Origin of the sequence: Pseudomonas sp. BIC9C, from assembly GCF_034541995.1 — a bacterium.
GTDB lineage: Bacteria > Pseudomonadota > Gammaproteobacteria > Pseudomonadales > Pseudomonadaceae > Aquipseudomonas > Aquipseudomonas fluorescens_CC.
Genome location: NZ_JAWDGM010000002.1, coordinates 680679 through 696433, shown reverse-complemented (window position 1 = coordinate 696433; position 15755 = coordinate 680679). Strand labels below are relative to the sequence as shown.

Here is a 15755-nt window from a genome sequence, read left to right as displayed (position 1 = left end):
CAATATACTGTGAATATGACGCCCGAATACATGAATCCACATCAAAGGAATCGCTTGATGAACACCGTTTCTCGCTTGCTGTGCTTGCTGCCCCTGATCGCATCTGCTGCCATGGCGGACACCTACCCTCAGCGAACGCTGATCGCTGGTTCGATGGTTTGCTTCAAAGCCGGAGACTGGACAAAGATGGTAGAAGCATCGCTTGATCAGGACGAAGATGAGGCTGAACGCTTGATCAGTTCGGGGAAGTGCCGAACGATCTCAACGGCAACCAAGGTCAATTTCATCGAGGGTCCAAAGAGCGACGACAAGTCTGCACTGATCCAACTACCCAGTGGGAAAACCGCCTTGACGGCGAATGGTTGGTTACGTTGATTTCTGCTCAAGGAAGGAGCTGAGCCAATACACACGACCAACCGACCAATCAAGGACAAGACATGAACGACCAACTCTACTATTTGACCAGTCAGAAGAAATCCACCAATCACATCCTGCACCTATTGATGTGCATTCTGACCTGCGGACTGTGGGTCTTCGTCTGGGGCATAACCATGCGCAGAAATGACTGGCATAACAGGAAGATTGACAAACAGATCAGGCAGATTTTGCAACGCAGGGGTTAGTGCGACTATCTATCAACAGGATTGTCTTTCAGAGCAGGGTGTTATTGTTGTGGTTATTGGGCTCTCGCACCTTACAGGGAGAACAGCCCTGAACGGACGTTCAGAAGGGATAACCTCCGGGCTATGCCAAGCTGATAACCTCAAAGTGAAAAGTCCATAATACCAACCTACATAACAACCACTACCTTAAGAACTGACGTTCTTGTGAGGGCTTACGACCGACAAGCCTGCTTGTCAGGGCTACTCCTTTTTTAAAGTTGGGTTGTTTGTTAGTTTTTATTGAGAACACTTGGAATAGATCACATTCCGCATCCTGCTGTCCGTGTAAACATTCGGCTGTAAGCCGGGGATGACTCTCACTGTGAACGACGTTCACGGGAATACACTGGGAGAGTTACCCAGATAAAAACAAAACAGATAATACCTACCCTAAGAACTGACGTTCTTGATCCGTGCAGAACCATCCTGTCAGGATGACAAAGGTAGCCTTGTGACGGCAACGTCACGGAGTATAACCACTTTCTTTTTGGGGGATTGATTTCATCAATTATTATCCCCCATAACATTCCAAGTGTATCAACCTTCAGTCGGTACGACTGGATGGTATCCATGTTCAGCGTGCGAATGTTTCACCTTCTATATCCGAGCGTAATTCAACCTGAAGCTTCACGCTTCAAGGTGTCCGATGTCCGGTCCTTATATATGGTGGGAATTCCCGGACATTTGAGATTGGGCATCAGATAAACCGGTCTTCCACTTCCTTCAGCCAGCCTTGAGACTCAACGAAGTCTAGGAACGGGTTTGTGCCTCTAGGTTCTGGGTAGTAATCCAACTTCTCGCCATACCAGTCATCACCGTCACCACCTTTAACATTGGCAATGAGTGCGTCTGGCGTGCCCTCAAGCAAGTCGGTCAGGACAAGTGAGCGTTCCAACAATCTTTCCAAAGGTTCATTCCCAAAGCCTTTGACTGCCAATTTGAACAGGTGCTGCTCCACGGCGTACATCTGCTTGCGTTGGGCAAGGTCGGCCTCTTCGCTGTCTTCTCTCCAGCGTGTGGCGTGAAGTTCCATGTACTGGTGCTTGTACGCATGAAACCTTGTCATCAAGTCGTTAGCAGCAGCTTCCAGGAATTCGCGCCCCGCAGTCGGTGCTACTTCGTCGATCCAGTCAGGTGTGAACAGGACATTGCAGTCATCCTGTGCTGCCCGGATGCGCACCTTCTCTTTCACGTACTTGATGTCGTTCTGGCTGTAGCTGCTGATGTACTTGCCATTTTTGGTGTCCCACTTCGATCCGTATTCCTCATGCATGATGTCGCGTAGCTCGTAGTCACGGATGCCGTGTGGTCTTTGAGCCAGCGTGTACACGCGCTCCACTGCCTTGGCGAGCGGGGTATTGATTGGTGATACCTTCACGATTCCTTTGGTCAGCGCCTTCACTTTACGTTCTGGTAGTCCGGTCGCTTTCACGATGTTGGCGTAGGACATTCCTGCTAGTGTCCCGATCGCTTAATTCATTAGCTTATTTTTCATCGCGCTCAGCTTTGCCATATGTACCGAGCTGATGATGGCCTCTGCCGTCTTGTTCCATTTGAACGGCTTGGCCGAATGCTCGTTGTGAGCCGTTATGAATTGGCGGATCGCAGCTTTCAGGTCAGTAACGCTGGAGAAGACACCTCGATACAACGCCCGTCTCTCCAACTGCGAAAACCAGCCTTCCACTGCGTTCAGCCAAGACGCGCTGGTCGGTGTGAAGTGCAACTTGAAGCGCGGATGTTTTTCCAGCCAGGCCTTGATCGCAGCGGTTTTATGGGTCGAACTGTTGTCCAGAATCACATGGAGATCCAGCTCGGCAGGCGTGTTGCTGTCAATCTGTCGCAGAAAATCCAAGAACTCTTTGGCCCGGTGCCGCTGGGTGATCCGGCCCATAACTTCACCCGTCATGATGTCAAACGCGGCGTACAGGCTTGCCGTGCCATGGCGCTTGTAATCATGGGTTCGCCGCTCGATCTGCCCGGGCCGAAGTTGCAGCATCGGCTGAGTACGGTCCAGCGCCTGGATCTGGGTTTTCTCGTCAACCGAGAGCACCATGGCGTTGTCCGGAGGGCTCAGATAGAGCCCGACCACATCAATGACCTTTTCGGCGAAGTGCGGATCATTGCTGATCTTGAATGTCTTCAGCCGGTGCGGTTTGAGATCGGACGCAGCCCAGATTTGTCGAACTTGCCAGGTGGTAACGCGCGCGTATTTGGCCATCAACCGAACGCTCCAATGCGTTGCTTCCTTGGGAACCCGCTGAGTTGTCAGGGTCAGGATTTCTTTGACTTTCTCAGCACCCAGCTTCAGGGGCTGACCGCTACGCGGCAGGTCGCTCAGGCCCTCGATGCCGGACTCAAGGTAGCGCTTTCGCCACTTGAACACCGTCGGTGAAGTGATCTGTAACTGCCCACAGATGGCCATGGGCGTCACCCCTTCAGCGAGTAAAAGGAGTATCCGCGCCCGCTGGCCGAGGCTTTGCTCCAGCGTACTCATGCGCAACCAACCTTGAAGCGTAATGACGTCGGCGGCTTGCAGTGCAAAAGGAGCAATTGGTCGAGGCATGCGTGGAACCATCTCGGGGCGAGGGGGCACACAGTATATCTTTACACGTTAGTAAATGAACTAGCCGCTCGAGACACTAGGCGTAGCTCGACAGCTCGTTCTTCTTGTTGCGTATTGCTCATGGGTAATTCTCCTGTTCAAGTTCATTTCTTCATAGGCGTTGCCTCGGTAGCTGCCAGTTGGTGTTGCAGGTATTGTAGGAGGGTGTGCTTCGCCTGATTTCGGCAATTACACCCCCGTATTCATTGGTTAGAAACCATGTGAAAACACCTAACCCATAGGGTAGTTATGGGGTAGATTCTTTCACATGAGTTTCGACTAACGAATGCGACTCAGCTGCGAGCCTGTAGTAGTTCAAGAAACGCAGGGCTGACGCTCGCCAGCTCTCCAGCGTCTACCAAAGTGCCGTTTCTGGATCGCATTCCGGCCCGTTTGTCGTACTTGGCCAAAATGGCATCGGACACTCGTATTGCTCGATACTTTGCAGTTTCTCTCAGCTTGATGCTTGAGGAGACCACCTTGATGATCAGATTCGATTCTTTATGTATGACGATGTAGTTCGACATTTTTTATATTTCTCCTATGTTGTTTTGGGTTGGCGTTCACCTCTAAGTATTGGTTGTGCCGTTGGCGTTATTGCCGGAGTAAGAAGAATCACGCCCAGCGGAGTACTCGCTAGGCTGATCAGCGTTCTAAGGTTTACTTCAAGCGAGCCTGTACGACTCGAAAACTAAAGTCGATAGGCTAATTGTTAGCCGCCGACCCTATGTTCCAAGGCGTCGTGGGCCAGATCATAAAGAGCTCGAATAACGGCATCTGAGCGTTCTGGTGTGACCTTCTCGGGGAAGGTCTTTAACGCGATCATATGCTGCCGAATGAATACCAGCTCTTTTTCCATCTCAAAGACGGTAGGGGGCTTGTCTGAGTGGTGATAACTTTGATCAGAGCGGAGTGCCAATGAGCCACTTTGAATCAGGAGATTATCGGCGATATCGTGCTTACCATCAGCACGGAAATAGGCGATCAGATCGGCGGTGGTGTTTACTTCGGATGCAGCGATGTTGAATTTTTGCATTTTATTTCTCCTTGTTCAGTTCATTAAATTGGCATGGTCCTCTCGGGTTGTGCCTGATTGGTTTGCCAAAACTCAGGCACAAAAAAAACCGACTCAAGGTCGGCATCGTCGTCATTGTTCTATCTTCAAAGAAGTAGTGAACTCTGTTAGCGTCGGTGCTTGGCCTCTTTACTGAGTTGGATCATTTGTGGCTGATTCATCATTAGTCTCTCGGTGCTGCTTTGACCGTCAGTGATGGTTAGCCAATATATAGACAGCACAATACCGATCATCTGGCACTGTATGGGTGCGGGACGTGTTCGGCATGTTTGTCTGATTTGGTCATTCTACGCAGCTTGGCACTTTCTGTCAAGGATTAGTTGACGCTGAATGATAACTCTGAAACGCACTTTGGCATCTAAGCACTCCCATCCCCACACACCTCCAATAACTTCAATAAGCACAAAACCGGTTTCCGGCGAGGGAGAGCGTCTCCTGCTTAGTCCAAGCATCCATGTAAGCCCGTAAACACTGGGTGGAACGACAGTTTGTGCTCAGAGCATGAAGAATCCAATGCAAGTTATGCTCGGGTTTATCGATAGTTTCTAACGAGTTTTCGGGGCCGCCAATAGCCACCAACAACACAGTCACTGACCACCGCCAACGAACAATTCCCCAAGCATCCTCGCGATGGTCTCAACGGGCACTCCTGAGCCGTAGACATCAAAAGTAATTGTGCCCGATGCATGCCCCATCACAGCCTGTGCGTAAGCCGTAGGAACGCCCTTGGCTTGCATCAAGGACGCCAATGAGTGCCGCAATGAATGGAATACCAAGCCGGGACCGAATGAGTCACCAAGGGCCACAGGGATTGCCTGTTGGTTCGCCCACTCCCCCGCTGTCTTGTAGCCAATCTGGGCTAATGAATCCGATCCACTGAGCTTGCACGCTTCGACGTACCTCAAGAACGCTGCGAGGTCGAACCCATAGGCACCGTCAGTCAACGGCACCATTCGTTCACTACGCTTGTTCTTGATTGACTTGCCTTCGCCTGCTTCGTTTATATGAATGGCTGTGATATCTGACGCAAGGGTCTGTACATCACTTACCGTCAACTGTGAGATTTCATTCAGACGCCCGCCTGTGATGGCCCCTAGGCTCAATAGCCAACGCTTCCATGAGGTCTCTGGCAGCGTATTAGAGTAAGCCACCAGCTTGCCTACCTGATCCTGAGTGAACGCCTTACGGCTCGATTCAGTGCCCTTCGTGAGCTTCAGTTTCTTGTCGTAAGACTTGGATATGTGACCGTTTTCAACTGACCATGCAAGGACAGCCGAGAGCTTCACGATCAGCTTATTGACCGTTGAGGGCATGCGACCATCTGCAAGACGATCACGCAAAGCCACGAGGTCAGCCCGCGAGTGCGTCCGCATGTCCAACTCTCCAAGAGCAGCAGAGATAGTCCCGTGGCAAATCTTGGTTTCCTTAAGGGTCGATGCCTTCTGGTCCTGCCCACGGTCAGCCAAGTAGAGACCCGAGAGAGTCTCAAAGGCCATCGCTGGGGCCAATACAGATAGAGACACCGGGACGTCCGCTACAGACTTCATGAGTCGTGTAGAGCCGCCCACAAAGCCAGAGCGGCTATCATGCAATCCGCCCCACACCTGAGTAATTTCGCCATCACGTCCAGACTCAAACAGCTCAGACGAGACAACACGGAAATGCTCCTTCAGCGTGCTCCAAGGGGCGTCTGGGTTCTCCAAATGAAAGGCCCTAACGAACCCCGTAAGCTGATCTGCGGCATCCATCGCCTCCCTTCTGTTGTTGGTCTTCAGGGAAACCGAAGCGAGCTCAGTGGTGCTACCTGTAGCCCTGAGACGCATGTAGTAAATACCGTTGCGTCGGTAGTGATATGGCTTAGCGAGTCTTGTCGTCGGCCTCACGGGAAACGTAAAACTTGTAACGCTGCTTGATACAGCAGATCGAGCTTCAAGAGTGTTCATGACGGTTAGCCCCTGTATTCATTGGGTTAACCTGATTTCCTTGAAACTCTGGATGTACTGCCGCGAAGACCTGCGCAAGCTCAAGCGGATTACCCTGTTGTGGGATTACATCCGCGAGGTGACCGAGCGCAATCAGGGTCTGCTGATGGGCGAAAGCCGGGAGATGCTGTTTGGCGACTGACGGGCTCGCTGCAAGCGCTGTCAGTCGCGGCCCTCCTTGAGCTCCAGCATCAGCCCGCTCAAGCGTTTGACCCGGCGTTTCACCGCCTCTTCAAACACGCCCGCACGCGATTCGATCAAGGTGAACCAGTCCTTGGCCCGGGTAATTCCGGTGTAGATCAGTTCCTTGGTGAGTACCGGATTCAAGGCGTCAGGCAGAATCAACGCGGTATGCGCGAACTCCGAGCCCTGGGATTTATGCACGGTCATGGCGTATACGGTTTCGACATCATTCAGGCGGCTGGGCAGGACAAAACGCACACCACCCTGGCCATCATTTCGCGGGAACGCCACTCGCAGAACCTGCCTCCCGGTTTCATGGCCCTCCTGCTCCGGGAGCTTGAGGGCGATGCCGATATCGCCATTCATCAAACCCAGCCCGTAATCATTGCGGGTCATCAGTACGGGGCGACCTTCGTACCACTGCTGGTCACTGTCGATCAGGCGTGCCCTGAGCAAGGCGTCCGTCACTCGCTGGTTCAAGCCCTCCACACCCCACGGTCCCTTGCGCACGGCACATAACAACTGGAACGCGTCGAAGGCCTGCAACACTTGTCGCGCCCAATCAATCCAGCGCGCCCCCTGTAGCGGGCTGTCGAGTGGCGGCCGCTGACTGCGCAGCACGCTCAGGTAATGTCGATAACCCTGCGGACCCTCACCATGGCCGTCGAGAAGCAGGCGTTCCAGGGCCCGGTCCTGCTCCCCCTTGAGGAACAGGGAATACACATCGTCATGGCTGCGCGCAGACAACAACCTGCGTGCTTCATCGGGTTGCTGCTGGTTGACCCAACGAGCCAGTTGACCAATACCGCTGCCCTCCCCGAATCGCCGGGAATGGCGCAGCATCACGACCTGTTGGGCCAATGGATGAGCGCCCTGCGTGTCTTCCTGCAATCCGCTGGCCTGCAGACTTTCGCCGCTGACGGCTTCCAGCCACTGGCGCGTCTGCGGGCTGTACCAGCCGGCCTCGGCGTCGCGACACAGATCCCCCAGTACCGCACCGGCTTCGACCGAAGCCAGCTGATCCTTGTCACCCAACAGCACGAGGCGCGCATGGGCAGGCAGTGCGTCAAGCAGATTGGCCATCATTTCCAGGTCGATCATCGAGGCCTCGTCCACCACCAACACATCCAGCGGCAGGCGATTGCCGGCGTGGTGGCGAAAGTGACGAGTCCCCGGCCGGCTGCCGAGCAGACGGTGAACGGTGGTGACGTCGGACGGAATCTTGTCTCGTATGTCTTGCGTGACCTTCAAGGTCCGCACTTGCTGACTGATGGATTCTGTCAGACGCGCCGCGGCCTTACCGGTCGGGGCGGCGAGGCGGATGCGCAGGGGCTTGCCGGCCTCGACCGCTGGCGCCTGGAGCAATGCCAGCAAACGCACGACGGTCGTGGTCTTGCCGGTTCCCGGCCCTCCCGTCACGATGCTGAAGGCGCTGCGGGTCGCCAGTGCGCAGGCAAGCTTCTGCCAGTCGATCACCTCACCGGACCGGGCAGGACCAAATAATCCGGTGAGGCGCTGGAGCAAGTCGCTCGGCGTGGATTCGCGTTCCGCCAGACGCTCGCGCAACGAGAGGTCGATCCGTCGCTCATAGGCCCAATAGCGGCGCAGGTACAAGCGTTTGCCCGATAACACCAAAGGTCGTTCGCGCACGTGGTCACGACTGTCGACAGCCAGTGCAACCAGGTTACTGGCGGCCAGTACCTTGCACCAATGGGCCCCGTCCAGCGAGCCCAGCAATTGCGACGGCAACAGCATTGCACCGCCGTGCACGTCACCTTCGGGTGGCAATGACAGGGCGAAGTCAGGTTCTTTCAGTGTCTCGAACAGGTCAAGGCAGACATGCCCGTGGCCCAATTGGTGGCTGGTCAGCGCGGCGGCCAGCAACACCAGCGGATCATCATCCGGAGCCAGTTCATGCAGAAACGCCACAAAGGCTTTGTCCAGTGCTCGCAACCAGCCACGTTCGACCCAACGCGTGAGCAACAGCAGCAGGTCGTCGGCACGACTCAACGGCGCCAGTTCGGCCAGGCTTTCGGCTGCCAGCGATGTGGGCAACAAATCGGCGAATGTGCGATTCATAACAGTACTCCCTGTTCCCAGGCGGGCTCGGCCTTGGGTTCCGGCTTGCCCTGGAACAGCCTGTCCAGACGCTCGATCAGTTCTCTTGGCGGACGGGCAAAAAACACGCCCTGGCTGGCCGCACGCGTACCGCGCAAAAACAGGTACAACGCACCGCCGACATGCCGGTCGTAGTCGTAATCGACAAGACGCACCTTGAGCTGGCGATGCAGGGCCAACAGGTACAACACGTATTGCAGGTCATAACGGTTGTCGAGAATCGACTGTTCCATGGCCTGCTGGGTGTAGGCCGCATCATCGGCGCCAAGCCAGTTGGATTTGTAGTCGGCAACGTAGTAACGGCCGTTGTGCTCGAACGTCAGGTCGATGAAACCCTTGAACATGCCGTTGAGCAACACCGGTTCGGCCGCCACCCGGGCCACGCCGTTATGGGTGTATTGGCACACCAGCGCGTCGAGCTTGAGCACGTCGACCTTATGACTGGCGAACCAGAATTCCATCTCGACCTGGTACTGCATCAACTGCCCGAATATCACCGGGGCCTGACCGGCGCCCAGTTCCAGCGGTGACTTGAGCAGATGCTGCAGCCAGTCACTGAGCGTGGTGATCCAGCCCTCCCAGCCTCGACGATTGCAGCGACGGGCAATGGCGTCGTTCACTTCTTGTGGCGCCGCAGCAAAAGACTCGCTCCCCGCCCATTCGAGCAAACCATGGAGGAAGGTGCCGGGGTTCTGGCCGCGCGGGAAGCGATGGATATCGGCACCACCGGCCACCACTTCTCTGGGGGCCTGCGGGTCGAGACGTTCGTCATCGAACAGTTTTTGCGCCTGCGGGCTCTCCGGCGCCTCGTCCGTGCCGACGCTCAGGGTGTCGCCAATGCGTAATGCACTGTAGGAAGCGATCCACCAGTTTTCGCTGGCCTTGCGTTTCGGGATCAGCGGCATCAGCAGCGCCGCGTCGTTTTGCGGTGGCTGGTATTGCTCGGCAGTCGCTTCAGGCATCCGGGCATAGGCCAGCGCCGGGCAGTCCTGTTGCAGGTCCCGCAACCAAAGTTGCAACGCCGGGGACTCGGCCAATGGCGCACCGCCACCCAACAGATAGCCCAATGCCGACAGATGCAGCACCGAGCCATTGTTGTTGCCGCGCTTGAGGTCAGCCACCCCCAGCCAGCAGGCGTGTTGCGCCCGGGTCAGGGCGACATAGAGCAAGCGCAGGTCCTCGGCCAGACGCTCATCGTCAGCCAGGGCAATCAACTCTGCCGTCGGCTTCAACGTGACCTGGGCATGGCCTGATTCATCGTGGTAGTGCAGCGGCAGGCGGCTGCCATCCACCGGTTTCGCCGAGCAAATGAACGGCAGGAACACCAACGGGTATTCAAGGCCTTTGGACTTGTGAATGGTCACGACCTTGACCAATTGCTCGTCACTTTCCAGACGCAGGATCTGCTCTTCGCCAGCCTGCCCGGACAACGCCAGATGCTCGGACAAATGCCGGATCAGTGCTTGCTCGCCATCGAGTTCCGCGGCCGCCTGTTGCAGCAGTTCGGACAGGTGCAACAGATTCGTCAACACCCGCTCGCCGTCACTGCGTGCAATCAGCGCCTGGGGCAGACGGAAGTCGTGCAGCAAACGCCGCAGCATCGGCAATACGCCCTGCTTGCGCCAGACTTCGCGATAGCCACGGAACTGCATGACCCGGGATTCCCAGGCCAACTCGTCCTGGTTCAGCCGCTCCAGCTCAGTCAACGAAAGGTTCAACGTGATGCTGGCCAACGCAGCCCGCAGCGGTCGCTCGACATCCGGCTCGGCGCAGGCCTTGAGCCAGGTCAGCACGTCATGGGCTTCTTGAGCGGCGAACACCGAGTCCTTGTCCGACAGGTAAACACTGCGCACGCCCCGGGCGGCCAATTCGGCACGAACCGCTTGGGCTTCCTTGCCATCGCGTACCAGGATGGCGATGTCCGCCGGCAGCAGGCCTCTGAAGGCTTTGCCGTCCTGGGTGAACCCCGTCTGCTCCTGTTGTCCGCCATTGAGTAACGCGGTGATCTCACTGGCGCAGGCAGCCGCCAGATGTTGCCGGTACACCGCACCGGACAACGGTTGTTCGGCCGCCAGGTGCCAGATGTTCAAGGCAGGGACTGCCTGATCGTTTATGCGCAGGACTTCTTTGCGGCCCTGGGAGGCAACCGGCGTGAACGGAACCGGGTTGTCGCCATTCTTCTCCCGGAAGAGGAAAGCCCCGCGCCCTGACTCCCGGGCTTCGGCACGCTCGAACACATGGTTCACCGCGTTGACCATGCCATGGCTGGAGCGAAAATTGGTGCCCAGGGTGTGCAGGCGGCCGGTGGTGGCCTGCCGGGCGCGCAGGTAGGTATGGATGTCGGCGCCGCGAAAAGCGTAGATCGCCTGTTTCGGGTCGCCGATCAGAAACAGACCGCACTCTGGGCTGTTCTCTTCAATCCGGTAGATGCTTTCGAAGATCCGGTATTGCACCGGGTCGGTATCCTGGAACTCATCGATCAGTGCGACCGGAAACTGTTCGCGAATCAGGGTTGCCAGTCGCTCACCGCCATCGGACTGCAAGGCCGCATCGAGGCGCAGCAACATGTCGTCGAAGCCCATTTCCGCACGGCGGCGTTTCTCTTCCTCGAATCGTGCCCCGACCCAGCGGGCGGCGTGCTGCAGTACGGCGGCATCGGGAGTTGGCAGCCCATCGAGCCTGGCCTTGAGGCCGGCCATCGCATCGAGCCCCGGATGTCGAGGGGTTTCGCCCTTCCAGGCTTCGGCCATGCCATCAGGGGTCAGGCGCGTGAAACCGGTGCCGATATCCAGTTGTTCAAGGGATTCGTCTTCGGCCCAGGCCTTGATCTTTTCGAACCAGGGCTCGAAATAGCGGGCCTGCATCTTGCGACCGTCGACAGCCTTGCTGGCAACGCCCTGGTGACAGATGGCAAGCAACTCGTCCGCCCACTGCAGCCAGGGCTGCTTGAGTTCGATCAGGGCAACCCGTCGCTCTTGCAGGCATTGCGAAATCACCTCGGCGGGCTCTTTCCCTTGCAGCGTATCCCGCTCGCTGGCGAACAGCGCACGAATCCGCGGCAGCAACGCCGCCGGCCCGCCCCAATTGCTGCGTACCCAATTCAGCGCGTCACCTTGCATCGGATAACAGAACAGCCGCCAGTAATCACGCAGGACTTCCCCCAGCAAGTCGCTGTGGTCGGTTTCCAGGGTCTGGGTAAACAGACTGCCGCTGTCGAATGCGTGCTCGCGCAACATGCGCTGGCACCAACTGTGGATAGTCGACACCGCCGCCTCGTCCATCCACTGGGCGGCGATATCCAGGCGGTTTGCGCACCCGGGCCATAGTTCGGGCAAGTACTGATCACGCAACTCGGCAATCAGGCTGTCGGGGGCAGGTGTTTCATCGCGGAAAAATCGTGCGGCCTCGGCGAGCCGCGTACGAATGCGTTCGCGCAACTCTTTGGTCGCGGCATCGGTGAAGGTCACGACAAGGATTTGCGGCGGCAGCAACTCTCGCCCGAACCCCGAGCCCTCGTCACCATGGCCAAGGACCAGGCGCAAGTACAGCGCGGAAATGGTGAACGTCTTGCCGGTACCGGCGCTGGCTTCGATCAGTTGGCTGCCACGCAGCGGGAATGCCAGGGCCAGAGGTGTTTTCGTGCTCATCAGCGCGACTCCTCGCTGGACAGTGAACGCCAAGGGGCTTCAAGAAGCGGGCGATAAAGCGCATCACACCATTGGGGGAACGTCTCATCGGCGGTCAAGGCAGCGTAATCGGCGAATTGGCGTGCCAGTGCCGGGCTTTCGCGTCGCTCTCCGTCCGTCGTCTGCCCGTCGCCTTCATAGGCTTTGCGCGCAGCGGCCTCGGCCTTGACCGGGTCGGTTTGCCCCAGCCAGGCGAAGGCGGTCTTGACCGCGATCGGCAGAGGCTGGCGCATACCCGACCGCCAGGCCAACAACAGGTCGCCGAGAGTTTCCTGCGCGGTGGCCCTGTCCAGCGGAGCGAGCAACAGGCTGTCGTCGCTGGCCACCAGTGCAGTGGTCAGCGCCATTCCACTGGCACAAGCGATCAGATGATTGACCCATGGGCGTGTCAGGCGATGCCATTTGCGCGACTTGATCGAGCCGATACTGTTGGGGATCGTAGTGATGGACAGCAAACCACCATCAGCGCGCCGATGCAGGCCGCTGAGCCAACCCTCAATGTGCAGGCCTTGCAGTTCAAGAGTGACGGGCAACGCGCTGCCCAGCGGCGTTGGCCACAAAGCCAGGAGCTGCTGGTGGCGTTGCAGCAAGTCAGGTAATGGCTCGATCAATTCACGTTGCAGGCACTCACCGAATCCGGCCATGGGCAGCAACCCGCTGTTTTGCAGGCGCTTCGCCTGATCTTCCAGTGCCTGCCCGGCATTTCCCGGATCTGCCAGCCCTGCTTCGAGCAAAAGGTCGCTGAGGCTGTAGCGCTGCAATGCGTCCAGGACAAAAGGCTCTTCATCAGCCAACGGCACTTCTGCTGCCTCGAAGAAGACCTTCAGTCGCTGGCTGAAAAAGTGCCGTACCGGATTGCGCAGGAAATCCTGCAGTTGACCGAGACTCAGTGGTTCGTCCTGAACGTGAGCCTCGAGCATTTCGGCGCTTGTCTGTTGCTCTGTCGCCTGATGAAGGACCTGCCATTCGGTGGCGTAGCTGAACGAGTCATCCCCTTCGTGAAAGTAGCGAGCACTGAAGGGTTGCAACGGGTGTTCCCGGGTCATGCCTTCAATCAGGTCCTTGTCGCTTTGCGCCAATCGCCAACCGCTGGCCAAATGGTCACGCAACTGGCCGATCAGTACCGAAGCAGGCCGCTCACTGTTGTCGCGGATGCTTCGGCCCACCCAACTGATGTAGAGCTGGTCCCGTGCCGACAACAAGGCTTCCAGTAGCAGGTAGCGGTCATCTTCGCGCCGGGAGCGATCGCCTGGACGGTAATCACTGCCCATCAGATCGAAATCCAGCGGCGGTTGCGCACGCGGATAATCACCGTCATTCATGCCCAGCAGGCAAACCAGCTTGAAGGGGATAGCGCGCATCGGCATCAAGGTGCAGAAGTTGACCGCACCGGCCAGGAAGCGTTGAGACAAACGGCCCTGGTCCAGACCTGCAAGCCAGGCTTCACGGACGACAGTCAGCGGCAACGTGTCCTGCAACCCGACGGACTCGCAGGTCTCGAGCCAGGTCTCACGCAGCTCTTCGAGCTGAGCCAGCAAGTAGTCATCGTGTTCATTACTGGCCAGGAAGAACAACTGCACCAACGCCTGCAAGCGCAAGCCCCATTGCCGCGGCGGTGCAGGTTGAGAGAGTTCGTGGTGAGCCACTTCCAGCGCGTCCAGCAGCGCAACCAGCGGGCCGATTAGCGCGGCGTCCAGACCACCGATTTCGTCGTAGGGCTCGATACCCTCATAAGCATCGGCGCTGCCAACGGCATAACCGAGCAACATCCGGCGCAAGCCGAAACGCCAGCTGTTTTGCTCCAGCTCACTCGGCAGCCCGAGCCCGGCACGTTGCTCGGCATTCATGCCCCAGCGAATGCCGGCACCTTCGATCCAGCGGTGCAGCGTTGGCAGGTCACGTTCCTCGACACCAAAGCGAGCGCGCAGCGCGGGGACGTCCAGCAGATCGAGAATCTCACTGACGGGGAATCGGCTGTCAGGCAGCTTGAGCAGGTGCTCGACGGCAATCAGCAGCGGGTCGCGACCACGCTGGCCCTGGTCCGCCAGGGTAAACGGAATGAAACGCGGATCCTGGCGGTCAAGCTGACCGAACACGGCACGAATGTGCGGGGCGTAGCTGTCGATGTCCGGGACCATCACGATGATGTCCCGGGGCCGCAATTGCGGGTCGGCGCTGAAGCGCGCGAGCAACTGATCGTGAAGGATCTCGACTTCTCGCTGGGCACTATGGGCTATGTGAAAACGGATCGATTCGTCCTTCTGCAGATCGATCGCCGACCAACGCTCGCGGGTCTCGTTGAGGGGACGCAACTCGAGGATGTCATCCTGCAACTGGTTGAGCACATTCAGCGGCTGACCGTCACTGAACAGGTCGATGCGCCCGTCGCGAAATGCCGAGCGATAGCTGTTGGGATCGTCGTGACTGTCGAGCAGGTTGATATAGTCCCGCCCCTGCTTGCCCCAGGCAGCCAGCAGCGGGTGCGCATGCTGGTGCAGGGTTTGCGGATCGATCACTACCGGCATCCCGCTTTTGCGGGCTTGACGCTTGTATTGATGCCGTAACAGGTCTTTATCGGCGACGATGTCCGCCCAATGGTGACGACAGGGGTTGTGTACGCACAGCAGGACCTGGCTGAAACGTGCCAATCCTGCCAATGCTTCCAGGGCTTGGGCAGGCAGGGAAGAAATCCCGAAAACGATCACTCGCGAGGGTAAACCCTTGGGGGCTGTTTCGAGGTTATTGATGCGCTCGACAAATCGCTGATGGACACCGGCACGGCTTTGCGCCATGCCTTCTTCCCCCACATCCAGCAAGAGTGCGCGCCATAACTCTGCCTGCCAGCAATTGGCCGGAGTCAGGGGTTTGGCTTCGCCCCTGGCGCTTCTTGTTTGGTGGCGGCCTTCTGCCCAGTCTTCGAGCCAGTCAGCCCGATAGACCTGGTACTGGTCGAACAGATCCGCCAGACGCTCGGCCAATTGATAACGTTTGCGCAGATCGTTGTCATGGATCAGGAAACGCTGCAGTGGCTCGAAGTGCGGTTGGTTGATCAGCTGCGGCAGCAGGCGCATCAATCGCCAGGTCAGCGGGGCTTTATCCAGCAGGGACTTAGCCGGAATCTCATCGCGGCCAAGGACCATGCGATAGAGCTGCCACATGAAACTACCGGGCAACTGCACGTCGATGGCGGCGGCGATTCCGCAACCACCCATGTCGTCATCCTCAGAATCTTCCGCCAGTGCCAGCTTCAGCCATTGGGCAATGCCATTGCTTTGCACCAAGGCAATTTCATTCTCCAGGGGAGCCAGCGGGTAGCGCCGCATCCAGCTGACCACCAGGCTGCGCAACTCGTCCAGGCGATTGCCATGAACCACCATAAAACCAGCACTGAGGGACGTCGCGTCCGGCATAAAGGCTTCCTTGGAAAATACAAACGCCAGGGGCGAA

9 protein-coding genes and 1 pseudogene are annotated in these 15755 nt (G+C 57.4%); 2 read left to right on the top strand and 8 right to left on the bottom strand.

Annotated elements, in window-relative coordinates; all coding sequences use genetic code 11:
* Positions 1–57: 57 nt before the first annotated feature.
* Positions 58–375, top strand: a complete 318-nt coding sequence (locus RS887_RS13105) for a hypothetical protein (RefSeq protein ID WP_322615703.1) — start codon at positions 58–60, stop codon at positions 373–375.
* Between the two features lie 984 nt (positions 376–1359).
* Here the strand turns inward: RS887_RS13105 and RS887_RS13100 are convergent.
* From RS887_RS13100 to RS887_RS13080, 5 genes are all read right to left on the bottom strand, one after another.
* Positions 1360–2112, bottom strand: a complete 753-nt coding sequence (locus RS887_RS13100; protein WP_322615702.1) for a hypothetical protein — start codon at positions 2110–2112, stop codon at positions 1360–1362.
* Positions 2113–2133: 21 nt separating this feature from the next.
* Entirely contained in the window at positions 2134–3225 is a 1092-nt protein-coding gene (locus tag RS887_RS13095; RefSeq protein ID WP_322615701.1) for an IS630 family transposase, read from the bottom strand.
* Positions 3226–3557: 332 nt separating this feature from the next.
* Positions 3558–3791 (bottom strand): hypothetical protein, encoded by a 234-nt coding sequence (locus RS887_RS13090; protein ID WP_322615700.1) that lies wholly within the window; start codon positions 3789–3791, stop codon positions 3558–3560.
* A gap of 185 nt (positions 3792–3976) precedes the next feature.
* A complete protein-coding gene (locus tag RS887_RS13085) occupies positions 3977–4300 on the bottom strand; it encodes a hypothetical protein (RefSeq protein ID WP_322615699.1) in 324 nt (107 codons plus the stop codon).
* A gap of 626 nt (positions 4301–4926) precedes the next feature.
* Complete coding sequence (locus RS887_RS13080) at positions 4927–6282, bottom strand: tyrosine-type recombinase/integrase (protein ID WP_322615698.1); 1356 nt, start codon at positions 6280–6282, stop codon at positions 4927–4929.
* Between the two features lie 34 nt (positions 6283–6316).
* Here RS887_RS13080 and RS887_RS13075 point away from each other — a divergent pair.
* Positions 6317–6463: pseudogene (locus tag RS887_RS13075) on the top strand (LysR family transcriptional regulator); the annotation flags it as partial.
* Positions 6464–6483: 20 nt separating this feature from the next.
* Here RS887_RS13075 and recD read toward each other — a convergent pair.
* Genes recD through recC form a run of 3 tightly spaced genes read right to left on the bottom strand, consistent with a single transcriptional unit; the run spans position 6484 to position 15718 of the window.
* Positions 6484–8583 (bottom strand): exodeoxyribonuclease V subunit alpha, encoded by a 2100-nt coding sequence (recD, locus tag RS887_RS13070; protein WP_322615697.1) that lies wholly within the window; start codon positions 8581–8583, stop codon positions 6484–6486.
* Complete coding sequence (gene recB / locus RS887_RS13065; protein WP_322615696.1) at positions 8580–12269, bottom strand: exodeoxyribonuclease V subunit beta; 3690 nt, start codon at positions 12267–12269, stop codon at positions 8580–8582. Before recB ends, recD begins: the two co-directional genes overlap by 4 nt.
* The gene (gene recC, locus RS887_RS13060) at positions 12269–15718 is read right to left on the bottom strand and encodes an exodeoxyribonuclease V subunit gamma (protein WP_322615695.1); all 3450 of its coding nucleotides are present in this window, start codon (positions 15716–15718) and stop codon (positions 12269–12271) included. The genes recB and recC overlap by 1 nt, the downstream gene beginning before the upstream one ends.
* Positions 15719–15755: the final 37 nt, after the last annotated feature.